The sequence below is a fragment of the Acinetobacter sp. LoGeW2-3 genome, from assembly GCF_002688565.1.
Taxonomy (GTDB): Bacteria; Pseudomonadota; Gammaproteobacteria; order Pseudomonadales; family Moraxellaceae; genus Acinetobacter.
Map to the genome: position 1 here is coordinate 306765 of NZ_CP024011.1, position 19760 is coordinate 326524.

The 19760-nt window shown below is 38.0% G+C and carries 16 protein-coding genes, 1 pseudogene and 2 riboswitches; of the genes and pseudogenes, 8 read left to right on the forward strand and 9 right to left on the reverse strand.

Going from position 1 to position 19760, the window contains the following annotated elements:
* Positions 1-115 precede the first annotated feature (115 nt).
* Positions 116-2227 carry a TonB-dependent receptor gene (locus BS636_RS01470; protein WP_099337201.1) on the reverse strand — a complete coding sequence of 704 codons (2112 nt, stop codon included), beginning with the start codon at positions 2225-2227 and terminating at the stop codon, positions 116-118.
* Positions 2228-2412: 185 nt separating this feature from the next.
* Positions 2413-2480, forward strand: a riboswitch (Fluoride riboswitch).
* Between the two features lie 58 nt (positions 2481-2538).
* Here BS636_RS01470 and crcB point away from each other — a divergent pair.
* From crcB to BS636_RS01490, 3 genes and pseudogenes are all read left to right on the forward strand, one after another.
* Positions 2539-2919 (forward strand): annotated as a pseudogene (crcB, locus tag BS636_RS01475) (fluoride efflux transporter CrcB).
* Between the two features lie 100 nt (positions 2920-3019).
* Positions 3020-3916 (forward strand): hypothetical protein, encoded by an 897-nt coding sequence (locus BS636_RS16420; RefSeq protein WP_228206918.1) that lies wholly within the window; start codon positions 3020-3022, stop codon positions 3914-3916.
* Between the two features lie 145 nt (positions 3917-4061).
* The gene (locus BS636_RS01490) at positions 4062-4730 is read left to right on the forward strand and encodes an epoxyqueuosine reductase QueH (protein WP_099337202.1); all 669 of its coding nucleotides are present in this window, start codon (positions 4062-4064) and stop codon (positions 4728-4730) included.
* Here BS636_RS01490 and BS636_RS01495 read toward each other — a convergent pair.
* From BS636_RS01495 to BS636_RS01525, 7 genes are all read right to left on the reverse strand, one after another.
* Positions 4727-6118, reverse strand: coding sequence for a methylenetetrahydrofolate reductase C-terminal domain-containing protein (locus tag BS636_RS01495; protein ID WP_099337203.1), 1392 nt, complete (start codon positions 6116-6118; stop codon positions 4727-4729). The genes BS636_RS01490 and BS636_RS01495 overlap by 4 nt on opposite strands.
* 108 nt (positions 6119-6226) lie before the next feature.
* Positions 6227-6481, reverse strand: a complete 255-nt coding sequence (locus BS636_RS01500) for a hypothetical protein (protein WP_228206919.1) — start codon at positions 6479-6481, stop codon at positions 6227-6229.
* Positions 6482-6679: 198 nt separating this feature from the next.
* Positions 6680-7813: a 5-methyltetrahydropteroyltriglutamate--homocysteine S-methyltransferase gene (locus tag BS636_RS01505; RefSeq protein ID WP_099337205.1), complete on the reverse strand. Its 1134-nt coding sequence runs from the start codon at positions 7811-7813 to the stop codon at positions 6680-6682.
* 334 nt (positions 7814-8147) lie between these two features.
* On the reverse strand, positions 8148-10004 hold the full coding sequence (locus BS636_RS01510) for a TonB-dependent receptor domain-containing protein (RefSeq protein WP_099337206.1): 1857 nt from the start codon (positions 10002-10004) through the stop codon (positions 8148-8150).
* A 126-nt stretch (positions 10005-10130) separates the two neighbouring features.
* Positions 10131-10275, reverse strand: a riboswitch (cobalamin riboswitch).
* Between the two features lie 233 nt (positions 10276-10508).
* Positions 10509-10640: a helix-turn-helix transcriptional regulator gene (locus BS636_RS01515; RefSeq protein ID WP_099339571.1), complete on the reverse strand. Its 132-nt coding sequence runs from the start codon at positions 10638-10640 to the stop codon at positions 10509-10511.
* A 319-nt stretch (positions 10641-10959) separates the two neighbouring features.
* Positions 10960-12249, reverse strand: coding sequence for a class I SAM-dependent methyltransferase (locus BS636_RS01520; RefSeq protein ID WP_099337207.1), 1290 nt, complete (start codon positions 12247-12249; stop codon positions 10960-10962).
* Positions 12250-12301: 52 nt separating this feature from the next.
* Positions 12302-14479 carry a TonB-dependent receptor domain-containing protein gene (locus tag BS636_RS01525; protein WP_228206920.1) on the reverse strand — a complete coding sequence of 726 codons (2178 nt, stop codon included), beginning with the start codon at positions 14477-14479 and terminating at the stop codon, positions 12302-12304.
* Positions 14480-14803: 324 nt separating this feature from the next.
* Between BS636_RS01525 and BS636_RS01530 the strand changes: the two genes are divergently transcribed.
* From BS636_RS01530 to BS636_RS01540, 3 genes are read left to right on the forward strand one after another with little or no spacing between them, the layout of a single operon-like run.
* Positions 14804-15157 (forward strand): hypothetical protein, encoded by a 354-nt coding sequence (locus tag BS636_RS01530; protein ID WP_099337208.1) that lies wholly within the window; start codon positions 14804-14806, stop codon positions 15155-15157.
* A gap of 1 nt (position 15158) precedes the next feature.
* Positions 15159-17006, forward strand: a complete 1848-nt coding sequence (locus BS636_RS01535; protein WP_099337209.1) for a PepSY-associated TM helix domain-containing protein — start codon at positions 15159-15161, stop codon at positions 17004-17006.
* The gene (locus BS636_RS01540; protein ID WP_099337210.1) at positions 17003-17341 is read left to right on the forward strand and encodes a DUF3325 domain-containing protein; all 339 of its coding nucleotides are present in this window, start codon (positions 17003-17005) and stop codon (positions 17339-17341) included. The genes BS636_RS01535 and BS636_RS01540 overlap by 4 nt, the downstream gene beginning before the upstream one ends.
* A 322-nt stretch (positions 17342-17663) precedes the next feature.
* Here the strand turns inward: BS636_RS01540 and BS636_RS01545 are convergent, their stop codons facing one another.
* The gene (locus BS636_RS01545; protein WP_099337211.1) at positions 17664-18047 is read right to left on the reverse strand and encodes a hypothetical protein; all 384 of its coding nucleotides are present in this window, start codon (positions 18045-18047) and stop codon (positions 17664-17666) included.
* A gap of 145 nt (positions 18048-18192) precedes the next feature.
* On the opposite strand from BS636_RS01545, the gene BS636_RS16245 reads away from it, so the two are divergent.
* Positions 18193-18504 (forward strand): hypothetical protein, encoded by a 312-nt coding sequence (locus BS636_RS16245; protein WP_099337212.1) that lies wholly within the window; start codon positions 18193-18195, stop codon positions 18502-18504.
* A 94-nt stretch (positions 18505-18598) separates the two neighbouring features.
* Positions 18599-19737, forward strand: a protein-coding gene (locus BS636_RS01555; protein ID WP_099337213.1) for an IS3 family transposase whose coding sequence is annotated in 2 segments (ribosomal slippage) — positions 18599-18857 and positions 18857-19737 — 1140 coding nt in all. Because the reading frame shifts where the segments join, the coding sequence is not laid out codon by codon here.
* Positions 19738-19760 lie beyond the last annotated feature (23 nt).

Below are 19760 nucleotides of genomic sequence, written 5' to 3' on the forward strand. Positions count from 1 at the left end.
CTTTAAGGTATCCTCCAAACGATTTACTAAATATTTTCCTAAATATCGATCTCTACCTGAAAAAACAGAAACCTCCCCAGTCTGGGGAGGTTTTCATGGAATATTTCCAAATTGATTAGAACCTGTATTTCAGAGAGAAACGATAACTACGGTCTTCTGCTGGGTGTATATGCTGATCTACAAACCCTTCACGGCTATCTGAAGCTGCATCGCACTCAGGTGTAGAATGTTCATTGGCTAAACAGGACTCATACAGGTATTCAATATCATTCACTTTACGGTTGAACAAATTCAGCACATCCAGTTTTGCCTCTAGATTTTTAGAAATCTCGTAGCCAGCTTGTAGATTGACCAAAGTTGATGCACTTGATTTCACACTGTTATCTTCAATCAGTGGTCTTGCACCAAAGTAACGCATTCTTAAGCCAATGCTCCATGGTTGTGCAGGTGTGTAAATAATTCCAGCGGATGCAGTTCTATTAATTGCACCAGGAATGTACCTCCCTTCCTCAGCATGGTCTTTATATCGTGCTTTGGATAAGGCCAAATCAACATCTACCATCCAATTGTCATTTGGCTTATAGAAGTTACTCACCTCAATACCTTGACGACGACTCGGACGGCTCGCTTCAGTTGTACCCGCGTCACCCACAAAGAGTAACTCCGAATCTGAATCCAATTGCCACAATGCAATGGTGGTATTTAAATTTGGCAACCACTGTCCACGAACGCCAAGTTCCGCATTTTTCGTTCTTACCAGTGGATCTACGGCATCTATTTGTTCTAGATAACTTTCATCTCGCGGATCTGGATTGATTTTAATGGTCGTCCCACGTGCATCATTGCTATGAAAACCGTAAGCATAATTCACGTAATATTCGGTATTCGCCCATGGACCAAAAACCAAATTCAGTTTTGGACTGAAAATGTGGTCATCTGTATGACCCGAGTTTACTGCTAAATCTGAATCTACATCGAAATTGAAGTAGTCTGCACGCAGACCTGCAATACTCCTGAACCATGGTGTCCATTGCACCTGATTCTCTGCCCAAACACCGACATTATATTCTTTCACCTGATCTTCACGGATGGTATTAAAACGTTGGCGACCTTGTGTCTGATAGAGACCTAATCCATCTATATCATCAAAGCGTGTAGATGCGCCTATTCGGTTAATCACCAACCGATCATCCCAGTGACTGTGCCAATTATGCTGCACAGCTCCACCAAAGATATAACGATCCTCAGCTTGTTCAAACTGATCGCCACGCTCTACATCCATAAGATAATAAGTAAAATTGGAGAACAGGTTTAATTTGGAATGAATGCCATATAGATTGAACTGTGTCTGTTGATCGTCATGCGTTACCAGCTTTTCAAAGGCAATGGATGTACGGGTGGTCTCTCCACCATCACTTGGTTCGAGCGTACCAAAACGTCCAATTAAGCCCTGTTCAACTGCACGCTGAGCCACTTGATCTGTCGAATCCCAGCTAGAATCGTAATGATTGCCAGTTAAGCTCCAGCCATTCTTTTCATCACCACGTGTGTATTTTAATAAATAGTTTTGTTTTTTTAGATTTTGCTCTCTATCCCATGGGCCATCATTGCTTAAACCTTCTACGGCACTAAGCAAAGTACCATTTGCAATTTCTGCCGCACCCGCAGCGATGACACGTTTGTAATCGTGTGAACCTAATGTCATTTGTACAAATGGACGATCAAGTGTGCTGATGGTTTTAAGTTTAACACTACCTGCCGAGGCAAAATCACCATCAGCCGCCTCATTAGCGCCTTTATGATAATGCAAGTTTTCAATAAGTTCAGGGATAACAAAATTCATGTCTGTATATCCCTGTCCATGTGCATGGGTCACCATATTTAATGGCATACCATCGACTGAGGTCGCGAAGTCAGTGCCATGATCGAGGTTAAAACCGCGTAAGAAGTATTGATTGGCTTTACCATCGCCACTGTGTTGGGTCACAATTAAACCCGGTACAGTTTCTAAAACTTCAGCAGGTCGAAGCAAAGGCCGATTTTTGAGTTGTTCTTTAGTGACCGTTCCTTGGGAAGCTGAATATGCAATACCGTTTTGGCTTTCAGAATCTGCATGTGCAAAAATGTGAATGGTTTCAAGTTGGGGATAAAGTGTTCCACCAGCAAAAGCAAAATTAAATAAATTCCCAGTGGCAAAAAGTCCGATGGTTAATGCTTTTAATTTCATCTTAATCCCGATAAGTATAATGCGCCCATTATTAGCAAACTTTGTGCCAAATATCTATTTTTATTAATTTTTAAATTTACCTAACGATATATTTTGAAGATTATCTTAGATTTCCCGTTGAAGAACTTAGAATTCCTTGTACATTGCAAATCACTTGACCAAGCAATCACTGGGTATAAAGTAACTTCATATAAAGAGACTGTATTTCTCCTTCTACAAACCGCCAATTCTGGCTGATGATGCCTACGTAACTCTCTTTCCAAGTAGAGTTCGTAGGCGTGCGCTCTACTTTTATTTGGAACGCATATTTCATGTATATATCCTTTCTTTCAATTGCTCTTGATTCAGTACTTGGTGCCTAGCTTCGCTGGAGTATTAGTCTTAAATTTCACAGTGTCTTTGAACATATACCTTTCGGAACCGTTGGAGTTAACTTGATGGTGCTTTCATTATCGGGTTAGCAGTATCATTTTTTTCAAACAGTTCTATTAATCCACACTATAAGCTTTTCTTAGTCACTGGATTTTGTGGTGCATTGAACCACTTTCTCCACTTTTTCTGTAGAAGTGGTTGGGTTATTACAATCTTTAAAGTTTGAATATGCCATTTCCACCATTGCGATTCATGTGGTGGGATCGTTGATCTTTACGATTTTGGGAATGTTGACTTATCAATTGGCGACGAATCATTAAGACAAACTATTTATTCAAAAATTACCTGCACTAATTTGTGTATTGTTTGAACAATAGGAATTATATAAACTTAACATATTAATTATTAATGAGAATTTTAGTGAAGGAATCTGAATTGATATTAGTAGATACTGAGTATTCAATATTTTATTCAAATACGAACTTTATTCCTATCGATGAAGTTATATCCAGTCTCAGAGCTTTAGAACGTAATATTCATTACACCTCTAAATTTATTGAAAAGGCATATCCTAATTACAAAGTTATAAATTCTGAAATTTTTATTGAAAATTTAAAAAGCGGTAGTTTAGACGTCAAATTAATAATTCGAAAGGCTCTACATGTTATTGAGAAAAGTTCAAAGACTGCAACTCAGCTTCTACCATCTAAAGAAACAGTCAAAGATATAATTAAACAGTCTACTATAGCTTTAGTTATCGAAGGAACTAAATTAGCTACTGCTACTCCTGTGACACCAACAACAGTAAATAATATTACTGTAAATAATATTAACACGACTATTCAATCACCTTATTTAAGTGAAAAAGAGTACCAAGAGGTATTGTCCAAAATTCCTCAAAAAACTTTAGCAGAAAATGCTATCAACATAACAAAACCAGCAAAATTGGAAGATAAAGCTGAGATTAAATTTGATTATAAAAATGATAATGAAGTCACTTTTGACCGTTCAGTTTTAGATTCTATTCCTGCAACCTACACCCCACTTACCCAAGATGAGAAAGAAAAATTCCATCAAGATATTGTTTTATCAATTTATGCATCAGATAAAGATAGACGAGAAACTGGATGGGCTGGATCTATTCATTCTTTGAATCATAAAAGGGTATCTTTGAAATTAAATGATAGTGTGAAACCTGAGCAACTTCATGGAATGACTGAAGTCATAGCTAGTGTGATTGTTCATGAAAAATTTAATCGACAAAAAAAAGTATATGAAATTGCTTATATAGAAGTTCTAGGATTTAAAGCTAAATAGTTTTTTAAGATTCATTATTTGAATGTTAGTAATTCTATACACCATGAAAAGTATTCATTTTAACATTAGAAAATATCAGCATATCAAAGTCTTATGATGTACTTAAATCGCTAAAATATAGGGTTTAGATTTAAACCCTATAACCATGACAAATAAACTTGAACGTCAAAAACTGACTCTCCCAGAAGGTCATGACAAACTACTTCTCCACTCTTGCTGTGCGCCGTGCTCAGGCGAGGTGATGGAAACACTAATTGAATCAGGCATCGACTTTTCGATCTTTTTCTATAACCCTAACATTCACCCTGTTAAGGAATACCTCATCCGTAAGGAAGAAAATATTCGATTTGCCGAAAAACATACTATCCCTTTTATCGACTGTGATTATGACACTGACAATTGGTTTGCACGTGCCAAAGGCATGGAAAATGAACCTGAAAAAGGCATCCGTTGTACCATGTGCTTTGATATGCGTTTTGAACGTACAGCTTTATATGCAGCCGAAAATGGCTTCAGTCTAATAAGTAGCTCGCTTGGTATTTCCCGTTGGAAGAATATGCAGCAGATTAATGACTGTGGTCATCGTTCTGCTTCACATTACCCAGGCATTACCTATTGGGATTACAACTGGCGTAAAAATGGTGGTGCTGTTCGTATGCTCGAAATCAGCAAGAAGGAAGAGTTCTACCAACAGGAATATTGCGGCTGTGTCTATTCCTTACGCGACACCAACCGTTGGCGCATGAGCCAAGGGCGTGACCGGATTAAATTAGGTGTGAAATTCTATTCGAATGCCATGGATGACGAAAACTAAGTTTCTGTCGCCAGATACCAATTTTTCCAGGAACTGGTTCCACGTACTTTAATTGGTACAGTTGGAATCAGTTTTTCTTTTAGAACGTCAGTCTGTCCCACGGCTTTGGCAAGTCTGGCTTTCACAGAATGAATGCATTCCCGATCTCCAAATTCACAGCGGTCTAAAGTAGTCCCCCCACAAGGACCATTCGCCAATCCTTTTGGACAGGTTTCAGGACAGATATATAAAGTATCTCCTAGCCTGCATTGACCACAGCTTTCACAGCCCACAACGCCATGCTTAGAGATAAATTCAGTTTTCAATAATGCTTTTGCAGCAGGTGTATGCTCCCAAAATGAGGCTTTAAAAATAAAGTGTCCAACACCCTTGGCAATTTTGGACTCAAACAATGCCTCATGCATGAAATGTAGTTGCTGATATTTAATCAGCTGACTGGATGTGGGTTGACGGGAGTAATAAGGTAATTCCGGCACAAACTCTTTTCCAGTCTTCACTTGCCATAATGAATTCCAGAGTGCTTCAAGAGCTACCAAATCTAGATGCTGATATTGTTCTATATAACTTTCCAAAAGCATCTGCTCTTCACGCTTGTGACAGGCTGAAAGGTGAACTCCGGCAAATCCAAGATGTTTAAATATCAGGATCTGTAAAGCGCAACGTAAATAAACACGATCACTCAACCCTACCTGTTTCTCATCAGCTAGCACCTTCAGCATATGCGGTGTGATGACGATACCAGCGACTTTATTTTTCACCATAAAATTGGCACGTGCCAAACTCAGCGGCATAACACAAGCAAGTATTTTCTGTGGGTAATGGTAATGCTTTAAAAAAGCTTTGGCCTGTTTTAAAGCATCCATGTCGTAACCTAATTGCGTAATAATAAAATCTGCACCTGCCTTAAGCTTTTTGTGCAGTTTTAAATATTGTGCGTCACGCTCAGCTTCAGCATATTTGAACGGGTTAAAGGCCACACCCAAATGAAATCCACCATGGCGCTTGGCTACCATCACGGCATTCACCGATTCTAGGTATCGGGTACGGGGCGGTCCCTCTTGTCCATGGCAATGTTCTTTGAGCTTATCGCCTGTCAGCAATAAAAGATTGTTGATATTCGCTGCCTTGGCTTGTTGTAGGAATAACTCAAAATCCTGAATATCTCGCCCTTTTCCGGCAAAATGTAGAACTTTATCGACTGATTCCGGGTAATGCTGGCTAGCCTCAAGCGGTGCCATATCATGATCTGAATGGAGACGGTCTGCAATTGCGATAAAGGCTGAAAAACTAGCAATATTTTGTACTACATGGTGGGTTTTAGATGAAGTCAAATATTCAACTAAAATACAAAATTTATGATGTTCTAAGTGTCGGAAGAAATTAAGCATAACCTTGATTTACCGAATATCCTACAGCTAAAGCATTATTTAAAATTCAGGAGAGAAAATGTCATTGTAGATAAATACAAATTAAATATTCTCTCCTATTCACATTCTTTATTTTCTTTTAGCTGAGCTTATTTTAATTTGACGCCGAAGCGTATTAATTTTTTGCTCAAGTAGCTGAATGATCAGATCAGAACCACTTACCCAGGTATCATTTTCCTGAAACTTCACATCATCTTTTAGAGCCGTTTCTGATTGAGCACCATTTGTATTTTTTTTAGATATCTCAAAACCTAGAATAGAATTTTCTTTAGAACGTATTACCTTTAACACACTAAAATCAATTGGGTTATTGGTATTTGTCATTCGACATATTCGACCAATAAACTCTTTATCCTTTAACATCTTTACTCTCAAACCAACAGATTACTTACTCAAAAATTTCAAACATACTGATGAATTTGAACATCTTGCAAAAGGATTAATAAAAACATTTACAGTGATTACCAAGGTAATAATACGCGTACTTTGACTGATCACTTTTACAAGACATCCATGATGCAATTAAGGCCAGAACTTTTTTGCGACCTTGTTCATTAACTTAATTTTTTCCCACTGAATATCATAGGAAATTTTGTTGCCCTCTTCAGTTGAAGCAAAACCGCTCTGTAAACACAGCCCTAATTGCTCAATAGGTAAAAATTGAGTTGCCTCATCGATACGTTGGGAAATATCTTTTTCACTTTCAAGATATTCTTTTTTAGATGAAATTAAGCCTAAAAACACCTCTGCTTCGGTATTCTTGAGTTTCGAAATGGGCTCAAATCCACCTGCACGATCTGTATCAAATTCCAATAAAAAACGGTCAATATTCTTTAGTTTTTTAAAAATATAATCAGAAACAAAGTCATAATTCCCTTGATACAACCAGCTCGAACTAAAGTTGCCATGGTCAATATGCAACGATACGAATAAGTCTTCAGGCTTATCCTGGAGTGCAAGATTGAGTATTTCTACACCTAGCATTGCCAAGTCATCAATTGACATGCCTAAACTGATTTCACTTGCTCTATATTGTTCATCACTTAAATATGCCCAAAACTCATCATTTAGTTGTAAATATCGACAGCCTTCTTGATACAGTGATTGAATTGCTTCTCGATAAGATTGCCCAATGTCTGCAATATAGTCATTGATACGATCTGCATAAAAATGATTGTTTCTTAAGTGTGGAAAAAGCAACATGGTTGGACTTGGTATGCAATACTTAGCAGTTGCAAAACCTTCGATTGCTTTATGTAGATAACGATAATGAATCAGACTTGTGTGTTCTTCGGACCAAGCAATTTTTCCTGTTATACGGATATCAATAGGCTTAGTAATTGCATTTTTATATTTCAAACCATCACGTGTTTTGTAGCATTCTATACCTTGCAATTGCTCAAGAAAATCGAAATGCCACCAAGTACGGCGAAAATCACCATCTGTCATAACGGTACAATCTAAATCAAGCTGAATATCGATCAGATTGTCAATTTCTGCATCTTCAACCTGTCTTAATGTCTCTTCATAAATGACCCGATCAGCAAAGTCGTAACGTGCTTTTTTGAGTTTTAGTGCTCTTAAAAAGCTACCGATGTGTTCTACCTTATTATTTGCATACTGAGTTTTGGCTTGAGGAGATGTGTTACTTTGCATAAATAAACCAAATAAAAATGACTTCTGAGAAGGTCAATTTGTAAAAATAGAAGTGTCGTCAATCGATATATCTTTCAACGAAAAGAGGATGCTGTTCCAGTATTTCGGTTTATTAATGAAAAACCAGATGACGAATCGTCTGGCTTTCATGCGCATTACATTCAAAAACGGGAGTATTGAAGGTATAACAACAAAACTGTACTGGTGTTTGATTAGATAAATTTAGATAGAATAAAACTATAAACAACAGTGAATTATAACTGTTATTACATATGCTCTTACTGAAGGATTTTCACGTATAAATGAGGATCCTTCATGCTTCCCATACGGAATACTATTTCATCGCATAACGCAAGGTCACCCAAGCAGTACGACCATCTTGGTTATAACCATTGTTGGTGTTGTGCTCAGCATCAAATACATTGGCAAGTTTGGCTTGAACTTCGAATTCAGGCGTTACTTTATAACTTACTCGAGTATCAAACAATGCGAAACCATGTAATTCAGGATTCGCAACGTTACCTGTCTTACGCTGATCTTCGGCATGCACACTACCACCAAGAGTCCATTGCTCGATTGCATAATCTACAGACGCATTTAAGATTTGCTTAGGACGATAAGCAATTTGCTGACCCTCGGCGCCTTTACTACGATTTTCTGGATCTTGGTACGTATAATTTAAGTTCCAAGATACATTATCGTAGTTCTGACCTAATACTAGCTCCGCACCACGGATACGTGCTTCATTGATATTAGAGGGTACATAATTCCCTGCAGCATTTGGTGCCCAAGCAATCAGATTATCTACCTTATTTTCAAAGGCACTAAGCTCCCAATTCACATATTTATGCTGACCTTTTACCCCGATCTCAATGTTTTTTGAGGTTTCTGGTGCTAAAGCAGGATTACCAGAGCTTGGATAATATAGATCATTAAAGGTTGGTGCACGGAAAGCCGTACCATAGGTTGTATAAGCTAAAAGAGTATCGTTAAAACGATAACCTAAAGTTGCACTACCTGTTGTTTTATCGCCAAACTGCTCATTATCATCAAAACGTAGCGCACCTTGTAATTCAACTTTACCTACATTACCTAAGTACTGTGCAAAATAACCGACGTTATTACGCTCATTTTCAACATAAGTGTTACTGCTTTTGATTTTATCTATTTGATAATCAGCTCCTGTAACCATAGTATGATTTGGATGAAGTACAAAAGTATTTAACCAAGAAGCACTCTCTCGAATTGTTTCAAAACTAGATGGATATGCATCAAAACTATCGATTTTATCCTCAGATCGGCCAATTTTCAGCTCAGTTGTCCATTGATCATTAGCTTTAAATTTTACACTAGTGCCGTAAACATTTTGTTGAATTTTGGCATGTACATTAACTGTATCAGTATATGGGCTTCCCCAATCATCTTGATTATCGAACTCATATTCACCATCAACATGTAAAGCATTGACCGCAACTTCTAAACTATCATTGAATTGATGTCCAGCCCGAAATGAAACAGAAGCATTCTCATAACCATCTTTATCTAAGTCTTGAGGCTCTTTTAGGGTTGAAGCATTAATTCCTTGAGTTTTTAAACCTGCTGCACTTAAAGTCGCCCAGCTATTATCCTGACGAATATTTACACCTGCATTAGCCTCATACGTTTCATGTGAACCATACGTAAATGATGCAAATGGCTTAACTCCGTCTGTTAAACCTTTCCGTGTATAGATCTTAACGACACCACCAATCGCTTCAGAACCGTACAAACTTGAACGTGGACCGCGTACAACTTCTACTCGCTCAATTTGTGCGATTGGTAGATGTTCAAATGCAATTTGACCAAGTGTTGCCGAACCTACTTTTTGCCCATCAACTAATACTAATAATGCATTTGAATTAGTACCTCGGATGGAAACCCCAGCAGTTTGCCCTAAGCTACCTGAACTCACATAAGTAATACTCGGGATAGTACGCAATAAATCTTGTAGGGAATTAAATTGCTTACGCTCGATTTCTTCACGATCGATTACAGTTACTGCTGCTAAAGTATTGGCATTTTTTTGCTCAACCAAGTTGGCAACGACATTGATTTTAGGAAGTTGGAAAACAGATTTTTCTGCTGCCATTGCCATAGACAATGGAGATAAGACTAACAAACCACCTAAAGCGGTTGTATACATTTGATTCATGGTATACCCCAAAATTTCGCACCGCCCGTGCAAATATAAATGTGAAGCGCGCGGACGGATTTTGGGTAGGCAATACCAACTCAATATAATTGAAGTATGCAATCCCTTCTTTAACGCCCGCCGCATTAGTTAGGTTAAGCAGCAGGCCGGTCTCCGGACTTAAGGTTTAAACCTATTCACCGTTGCGGGGGCAGTGTTAGCTTACAATTTAAATTGTACTAACTTCCCAGTTTCACTTCTCTATGGAAGCACCTGAAGCAGATGCAAAGCCTAAGACTATGTCCTTGCTAAGTCAAACTGTTTCTGATTATTAGTGCTACCCTCTGATTGCTCAATCTTTGGAGAAAAATTTAAAGAGTTAATGTTTTTATAGATTAGCAGTGGTGGTAGAAGATTAACTCTGAAATAAAACATAAAAAATAAAGAATAATAAGGGAGTAAATGCATCCCTTATTCTCTATCAGCCAGCTTGTTTTCAATCTACTGATAGATTCCATAAGCTGACTAGTCGATACGGTTCTGAGTGATTTTCACTTTCTTAGGAAAAGTAGGAGCGTAATAAGGTGAGTTCTCATACATCATTTCGTAGATGGTTGAACAACCAACGCCTACGAACTCTACGACCTGTTTATTGATCTTTTAACAACCGCTTGGATAGGTATTCAGGCGATCTAACTAGTTAAGTTACAATCACTTCTATACCTTCATGATGTTACTCTGGTTGTAGTAAATGGTTCTTACTACAAATTGTGCAGTTGCACTATTTGATTCCGCAGCAATACTTTTTAATTGCCCTACCCTTAATAATTCAGGCAATAAAAATTGTGAAATAGATCTTAGGTTCCTATAACTTCAATAGACCGCCATTCAGTACTATAAATTTGGTGGCTATTCAGAATATAAGTTTGATTCTAAATTCTTAACTGATCAGTATTACTCATATAGAGGTTTTTTATTAACTAACATAAATGGGAATAGGCGAATTTTCGATAAATTTGAGTGCTACTTTTTTGGCTTGCATCAGTTGATTAAATTGATCCAACTGGGTTTGGTTTCTTTGATCTATTGAGCTTCTCACCGGATAAATATATTGATTACTCATCAGCAAGAATAAAGTTTCAATTAAATAAATAGGATTCTGCTGAAACTCTGCTAACTGCATAAAGTCATGAAATCCCAACTTTTCATTGGCAAGAGCTTTTAGCATTTTTTCAATCAAAGTTTGCGGTGCCCTAATCTCTCCAATCGGCGTTTGGAACTTTGCAACGTTCGATGGTACTCGTGATTGCATCAATTCAAATTTAATTTGCTTCAATAACGCTAAATGCTCATGTTGCTGAAGTTTACTTGGCTGTTTTTGATAGATGTCGGTCCGCTGTTTAGCATTTCGCACTAAGTCTTTTAAATATTCTCTAAGCTCTGGAATTTTTATTTTTGCAATAATTTGTTGTAGTTCATTTGGAATACTGATGCTTTCCAAATTTTCAACAGGCTGTGCACTCGCTAAATAACTCAGCCCACTAAACTCACGTACCTGTCTATGAACATCTACGCTATACAGTGGTTGCCAATGATCCGTCAATAATTCATGTGCCAAATAATCTTGACTATGATTAAGTGTTTTAACTAAGGCATCTATTTGTGGTTGATTTATAAATGCACCTTGGGCATGTAACTCTGAAAAAAGTGATTTACCAATTTGAATACTTTCACGAGATGATATTGGTGCGTGTTGATCAATTAAATTAAACAACTTTTGAATGGGTTGTAAATTCAATGAGCCGGGATAGCACATATAGTGCAGGTAAAAAATACCCTGTTTTTTTAGAAATTTAGAGGTAATTGCTAAAATTTCTTTTTGTTGTTCCAAAGCAACCCATGAATATGCACCATGGTTTACGATGAAATCAAAATCACTTTGATTACTCTCAAGAAAGTTCTGAAAATCGACTTCAACAAACTCAATATTATTGAGCTCAAGTTGCTCAGCTAAAGTTTGGGCCTCGTGAATATGTTGTGGATTAAAATCCACCCCAACGAAAGTACTCTCAGGGTAATTTATGGCTGCCACAATCAAGTTTATGCCAGTGCCACAGGCTAATTCTAAATAAGAAAAAGGTTCTGATAGATTAATGCCTTTAAATCCTAAAAACTGAGTGATGGTATTTAACCACTCAGGTTGCATTTCCTTATAAAAAAATGCTGGATAAACAGTATCAGATACATAGCCCTGATTTCTTTTCATAACTAACCTTTGGTATCAAGCAAATTAAAAATAGGGCTTACGCCCTATTTTCTTAGAATTTATAATTTAAAGCGAAGTTGTAACGTCGGCCATCAAGTACCCAAGAGTTTCCATCTTCAAGTACATTTTTATTGGTCACGTTATAAATACCGGTAGAGAACTGAAGCTTTTCATCATACTTGTACACAGCCCCAACATCTACAAAGGTGTATTCTGGTGTTTGAACATCCGATGTGTTGCCTACTGTCTTACCACGGTAGTTTAATTGACTCCATAATAGAAGTTTATCATTCACATCCCAGTCAAGACCCGCATTAAACATATGCTTAGGGATATCGTTTAAAGGCTTGCCTTCGTACTGACCAGACTTTTGCTCACTATCTGTATACGTATAAGAATGACGATATTTCAACGTGTCAGTAATTTGATAATCCGTCGTTAATTCAATACCACGAATTTGTGCTTCATCAATGTTGTAGTTATAGGTATATCCATTGGCATTGTAAGGAAGCTCTGGATATTCTTTATAGAAGTCACTGCCTGCCTCTTGGCTACCTGGCATACGCGATGAACGAGTAATTTTATCTTTAAAGTCTGTTTGATAGAACATCAAGCTCGCTAGTAGACCTAGGTCATGATTTTCATAAGCAAAACCAGTTTCATACGTTAAGCTTGTTTCTGGTTCTAAATCTGGATTAGGCATGATTGCCCCACCCATGGAGTTTAGCATGTACTCAGGCGATGAATTACGTAGACTCGGTGCTTTATAACCTGAGATTACACCACCTTTAAATGTAAAGTTATCTGTAGCTTTATATACTGCGTATGCTTTAGGGCTGAAATTATCACCAAATTGTTGGTTTTCATCAAAACGACCGCTGAGTGTCAATGCTAAATCGTCAGTGACATTCCAAGTATCTTCAGCAAATAGTGACCATTGGTAACGGTCCATTTTAGTTACTTTACCTGCCATCTCGGCTTTCTGGTTTGAAGTACCATCTTCAAGATTTTCTTTTAAGTAACGCCCTCCCACTGTAAGCGTATGCTTATCGAAGAAGTATGTCCCTTGAGTATTTGCTGTTAATGTCTCAAATAAAATACCGCCTGGGTTGGTGATGCCATTTACTGTACGGCCAGTAATTGCATTATTTTCATCTTTGTCATACTTGATGTATGACGTCAGTTTTAAATTATCGTAATCACCATCGTGTGTCAGGCTGTAGCTATTTTTTTCCAGATCTGAATATGTCGCTGTATTGGGTACAACATCAGACTGATAAATTGCATTTCCGCTTTTGTCCTTTTCACCAGTATCATAAGCTGGATAATAATTGTTATTGGATAAAATAAAGTCTTTACCACCGATATCAATTTTAGAACCTGTTGCAGAAACGTGTTTAGTATAACTTTTACCTGGATTATGGGTTCTTTCTTGTTGGGTACGTGTATATTCAGCAGTAATGGTATTTTTATCATCTGGCGTAAATACGAACTTGGTTCCAATATTAGTTTTTTGGAAGTCCGGCTCACTTTCACCTGTTTCTGATGTATTTTTTTGCAGTGAACTTTCTTCAATGGTTTGTAGACCAGCAGTCACTTGTAATGATAATAAATTATCAATCAGTGGTGCATTGACATATAAACTTGTATTGGTCGCATCATTATTCACATCATTTGCTTTGTCCGCTTTGATGTACTCAGTACGAATACTCGCTGTCAAACGATCTTGATGTTTTTTAGTAATAATATTGATGACACCACCCATGGCATCTGAGCCATAAAGTGATGATGATGGACCACGAATAATCTCAATACGCTCAATCGATTCAATTGGTGGTAGAAAGTTTACTGATGCGCCTTGCACGCCACCATTAGTCGTTAATAGACTTCCGTCATTCATTGGACGACCATCAATTAAGAACAATGTATATGCTGAGCCCATACCTCGAATAGAAACAGTTTGGTTCGTACCACCACCCTGTACAAAAACACCTGGTACATTTTTTAATGCATCCGTCACATCACTATATGATTTTTTTTGAAGTTCTTCCGCAGTAATCACCGATATTGTTGCTGCAGCATCTGCAATGTTCTGTTCATATCCACCTGCAGTTGTGACCACAATAGTATCTAGCTTTGCTGTCGCTGCTTGTTCTTGTGCTTGAACAGATAAGCCCATTGCTGAAAGTACAGCAAAAGCCAAGGTCGATTTCAAAAACTGGCTATTCATTAAAAAATTTCCCGCCCCAATTATGAAGTAAATATGTAGATTTTGGCTCATTGTAGTCAAATTAAATGATAATTCAATAAGAAATGATAATTATTATCATTATTATTTGCTGAGTCGCTTTTCTGGTTCTGTAGTCGGATACTAATTTCTATAAATCATTTTGGGTGGTTGACTGATGTTAAAAACAATAAATTAAGTTGTTAGAGACCATGCAAAATATCTATTAAAACAATATCTAAAAATAAGTATTTAAAATAAAAATAATAATTGTTATCATTCGCAACATTAAAAATCCCCCATATTTATACACAGAATTTTTCAATAATGAGTAATCCTACCCTAGATGTTTTAGCCACTGATCACGTCGTTACATCCAAACCATCGACCAAAACTAAATCTAAGCCAAAAATGATGGCTTATCGTTTCATGATTTTCTATCGCTTTCTCTTGGCGGCTTTAGGCGGCTATGTATTAGCATCGCTTGCTGCCATTGTTATCGCACAATCATTTTCTGAGTCTGGTACAAGTGCAGCAATGTCTGCAACGTTGATTGGCTTCACCTTGCAAGCCTGTGCATTTATTTGGGTCTTTATGGTGAATAAAACGCTAAAAGCCAGTTTAGGCATCGTGATTCCCAGTGTTTTGCTCTACATCATCTATCGCTTGTTAGGACAATAATATGAGACCAGATGCAAAACCAGAAGGTCCACGCCAGTCAATGTCATGGTTACATACATGGGCCAGTCTGATTTTAGGCTGGTTGTTGTATGCAATCTTTTTAACAGGAACTTTAAGCTTTTTCCAGAATGAAATTAGCACATGGATGAAACCAGAATTTCATCAATCTGTTCCTCAAAAATCTCAAATTGAACAAACCCGTGTTGCGCTAGATTATTTACAACAACATCATGCTGATGCAGGCAGTTGGTCAATTCAATTGCCAAATGCGCGCCAAAATGTGACAACCATTAGTATTCGTGGTGTCGACGAAGATCCTCGTGCACGTCGTGGTGGTACTCGAATTACGCTTGATAGCACGACTGGTGAAGTCTTAGAAGCACGCGAAACCCGTGGTGGCAGTTTCCTGTATCGTTTCCACTTTGAATTATATGGCTTGCCACGCACATGGGCACGTTGGATCGTAGGTATTGCGACTGTACTCATGTTGGTTGCCATCATTAGTGGTGTCATTACCCATAAGAAAATTTTCAAAGATTTCTTTACCTTCCGTCCGGGTAAAGGGCAACGCTCATGGCTGGATGCACATAATGCTACGGCTGTGTTTGCACTTCCCTTTCATATTATGATTACTTTCAGTGGTTTATTATTACTTCTGTTTACTATCATGCCTTGGGGAGTCAACCAGATTTATGAGAATCGCGGTGCTTTTTTACAGGAACAACGTAAAAGCCTGATTCTGGGGAATGATAATAAAGCTGAATCGAATGAAGAACGTGGTGGCATGTCTGGACGTGGTGGACATGGACCAGCTCGTAGTGAAGGTGAAGAACGAGATTCAGATAATACCGAAAATCGCTCTGAACGTGGTGATATGCAAGCGCGTAGTGAACATTCGGAAGGGCGTCGAGAACGTCATGAAGGTGAACAACGTCGCCCACGTGGAGAAAATGCACGTGGTGACGGAGAATACAGACATGGTCGTGGCGAAGGTCGCCGTGAACGCCCTGCTCCGTTGACAGATTTAGCACCTGTTTTTGAAACAGCACAACAAGAATGGCCTAATAATGAAGTCGCAACTATCACTATTATTAAGCCAAATACTAATAAAGCAGAAATTGAACTCAAAGCACTGAACGGTGTCAGTGTTGCGTATCGTAGTATCTATCCAAGCTTAGCCTTCAATGGTGTCAGTGGTGAGTTGAAAGAAGATCAAACTACGCTGAAAACACCTTCTGTTGCTAATGGCATTTATAATATCTTTACCTCGTTACATGAAGCACGTGGGGTTGACTTAGCTTTACGTTGGTTATTATTTATGTCCGGTGTGGTTGGAACCTTAATGGTCGCAACTGGCTTGATTTTATGGTGTGTCAAACGTGCACCGCAACAGCAGAAGCAAGGCTATAAATCATTCGGTTACCGTTTGGTAGAAGTGACTAACATTGCTGCCATTATTGGTTTACCAATTGCCTGTGCCGCATATTTTTATGCCAACCGTTTTATTCCTGCGGATATGGAGATGCGTCTAAATTGGGAAATTCGCAGCTTCTTTATCGTATGGGTATTAGTATTGATTTATGCAATCCTGCGAAATCATCGTCAAGCATGGTTAGAACTTTTAGCCTTTGCTGCTATTGTCTTTGCACTCCTGCCTATAGTGAATGTGCTAACAGGTGGACAAGCACTTTGGAACACCATCATGAATGATCAATGGGTGATTGCATCCTTTGATCTTTCGATGTGGGTATTGGCACTGATTTTCTGGTTTGCATTCAAACGGGTAAAAAATCATAAAGGCTTGGTTACTAAGAAAGGTAAAGTAGCTGTAGAGGGGTCTGAATCATGATGTTCTTTTTACTGATTTGGTCAATCACCTCGCTTGGATTCTTTGCACTAGCAGCATCTATGCAGAAACATCAAAAACAAATATTTGGGCATTTTTTGGATATGTCCAAAACACGACTTGCCTCAATTTTTGGTTGGGTACTTTTAGCCATTGCCCTAATACTTTGCATTCTCACTGGTGCGCTCAGTAATATGATCAGCTATTGGATCGGTAGCTTAAGTTTTGCTGCCCTTTTGGTGGGTCTAAGTCTGAGCTACGCTGAAACTAAAATTAAACCCATCGTCTTCACTTGTGTGATGGTTGCATTCATCACTGGAATTATTTACAGCATTTAAGTACTTTGGTTTTAATAGATTATAAAAGCTGATCTTTGGATCAGCTTTTTATTTTTAGAGAAATTATCGTACAGGAAGCCTTAAATAATATTTTTTAAAGAATGGCTGCAATTGCTCTTATTTTACTATTGAGTCACAATAATCTATTAAATAAAAGTAGATGGATGCAAAATCAATAACCACTTACTGAACATCTATTCTTATTTCATTTGGACAATTTTTTCTGCTTTGGGGTCAAGTGAGACGACATAAACCCGTGGAACATGGGAAAACAATAAAAAAAGCCCGACTTGGAGAATTCAAGTATTTCGTATAAGCGGTATTATATTAATTTTATAGATTCCTTAAAGCTCATTGGTCGTTTTTTTACATAAAGATAGACTCCAAACTGCAGTATTACAAAGAAGCCTATGTTTCTTAAAATAGTGAACAATAAGTCCAAATTGCCAAAAATTAAGTCTGTAGCGAAGAGCAAAATTACTAATACGGAATGTAAGTATAAGGTTTGTTGGGTCTTACTTTGCAGTGCAGTGGCTGCATTGATATAACCAATGAGCGTTAATCCTAATATCATAAGGATGATTCCGCAGATAATACCTAGGGTCATATAAGGCCCAGCGCTATATGCAAACAGGGTTAATACTGCACCAGTTAAAGCTACTAAACCTACAAATGAGCCTAATAAATTTCTTAAATAATATGTCATGCGTTACATGGCCTCTTCTAATGAAAGTTTAAAATTTTTTAGCCTTGTAGTTGCTAAAAAATGTTTTCTCTTATTCCAGGTATATCTATTACTTCTTGTACAAATACATTAGATTGATGGCACTTAATCTTTTGAATAAAACCGAATGAAGATGCAATCATATTTCAAGTATTTCTGTTTTGGATTTGCAGGATTCTCTTTATTCCTAATTTATTCGGATATTGTAGATGGTAAAACAGAATTTGGTGCATATTTAGGAAATATCGGGTTATTTCTAGTATGCATTGAAATGGGCGTTCTAATGACTTATGAACAACTCACAGCTGAAGTGACGTTAAGAAATTTCTTTTCCAAAGATAAATCTCTATCTCTCTCAGCAGTTGGGATCTTTGCCCATACACTAGGGAAAATTGGATGTATCTTATTAATTATTGATTTTGTAATGAGCTTTGAATAGCCACCAAAATTCTAGACACACATAACCATCTTTTGGACTGCCACCACTCTCCTAGACAAATTTCGTCTATTCTTTTTGCATAGGAGAGAACATTATGAGTGGACAACGATACACCCCAGAATTTAAAGATGAAGCTGTTAAATTGATTACTGAACGTGGATATTCTGTCACCGATGTGGCAGAACGTTTAGGTGTATCACAGCACAGCATTTATAAATGGCTAAAGGCCGTACAGCCTTTACGCAACAACCCTGATGAACATGAACTACTCGAAGCAAAGAAAGAAATCCTTCGCCTTAAAAGTCAGCTCAAACAAACTGAAGAGGAACGGGATATTCTAAAAAAGGCCGCAAGGTACTTTGCAAGCCTGCCCGAGTAAAGTATCAGTTTATCCTGGAATACAGCCATCAATTTAAGATTAAAACGATGTGTCGGGTTCTTAAGATTGCTCGTGCTGGCTACTATGCTTGGTTGCATGAACCCGAATCAGGCAGGACTATTGAAGATAAGCGGTTATTACAGCTCATCCGTTCTTCTTATGATGCCAGTTATGGCATCTACGGTTATCGTCGCATTACGCTGGATCTTAAAGAGCTAGGTGAAAGCTGTGGACCTAATCGTGTGCTGAAGATCATGAAGCACAATGGTATTGCCGCTGTTCGAGGATATAAGAAGCATAAAAGCTATGGTCGTGGTCGTCCTCAGATTGTGCCACCTAACCATTTAAATCGAGAATTTGTTGTAAACACACCGGATACCTCTTGGGTGACTGATATTACCTACATCCGCACCTGGCAAGGCTGGTTATATCTGGCTGTGGTTCTCGATTTATATTCGAGAAAAGTCATCGGTTGGTCAATGAAACCTACGCTTGCCAAGGATATCGTTTTGGATGCACTTTTAATGGCGGTATGGCGACGCAGACCCAATGAACCTGTGATCATACACTCAGACCAAGGCTCACAATACAGTAGCGGAGACTGGCAGAAATTCTGTCAGAAGCATAATTTAGTTCCGAGTATGAGTCGTCGTGGAAACTGTTGGGACAATGCTGTTGCTGAATCCTTTTTTAGCAGCTTGAAGAAGGAAAGAATTAAAAAGAGGATCTATAAAACACGAGAAATGGCTCGTGCAGATGTATTTGATTACATCGAGATGTTTTACAATCGAATCAGGCGTCATTCGCATCTCGATGGGATGAGTCCGGAAGCCTTTGAGGCAGCTTCAAAATGAGGCCGTCTCGTGTCTAGGATACT

What these genes read in the sequence shown, in the direction of transcription:
- BS636_RS01470 (WP_099337201.1), bottom strand. Translation starts at nt 2,227, where the DNA reads ATGAAATTAAAAGCATTAACCATCGGACTTTTTGCCACTGGGAATTTA.
- BS636_RS01490 (WP_099337202.1), top strand. Translation starts at nt 4,062, where the DNA reads ATGACAAATAAACTTGAACGTCAAAAACTGACTCTCCCAGAAGGTCAT.
- BS636_RS01495 (WP_099337203.1), bottom strand. Translation starts at nt 6,118, where the DNA reads ATGCTTAATTTCTTCCGACACTTAGAACATCATAAATTTTGTATTTTA.
- BS636_RS01500 (WP_228206919.1), bottom strand. Translation starts at nt 6,481, where the DNA reads ATGACAAATACCAATAACCCAATTGATTTTAGTGTGTTAAAGGTAATA.
- BS636_RS01505 (WP_099337205.1), bottom strand. Translation starts at nt 7,813, where the DNA reads ATGCAAAGTAACACATCTCCTCAAGCCAAAACTCAGTATGCAAATAAT.
- BS636_RS01510 (WP_099337206.1), bottom strand. Translation starts at nt 10,004, where the DNA reads ATGAATCAAATGTATACAACCGCTTTAGGTGGTTTGTTAGTCTTATCT.
- BS636_RS01520 (WP_099337207.1), bottom strand. Translation starts at nt 12,249, where the DNA reads ATGAAAAGAAATCAGGGCTATGTATCTGATACTGTTTATCCAGCATTT.
- BS636_RS01525 (WP_228206920.1), bottom strand. Translation starts at nt 14,479, where the DNA reads ATGAATAGCCAGTTTTTGAAATCGACCTTGGCTTTTGCTGTACTTTCA.
- BS636_RS01530 (WP_099337208.1), top strand. Translation starts at nt 14,804, where the DNA reads ATGAGTAATCCTACCCTAGATGTTTTAGCCACTGATCACGTCGTTACA.
- BS636_RS01535 (WP_099337209.1), top strand. Translation starts at nt 15,159, where the DNA reads ATGAGACCAGATGCAAAACCAGAAGGTCCACGCCAGTCAATGTCATGG.
- BS636_RS01540 (WP_099337210.1), top strand. Translation starts at nt 17,003, where the DNA reads ATGATGTTCTTTTTACTGATTTGGTCAATCACCTCGCTTGGATTCTTT.
- BS636_RS01545 (WP_099337211.1), bottom strand. Translation starts at nt 18,047, where the DNA reads ATGACATATTATTTAAGAAATTTATTAGGCTCATTTGTAGGTTTAGTA.
- BS636_RS16245 (WP_099337212.1), top strand. Translation starts at nt 18,193, where the DNA reads ATGAAGATGCAATCATATTTCAAGTATTTCTGTTTTGGATTTGCAGGA.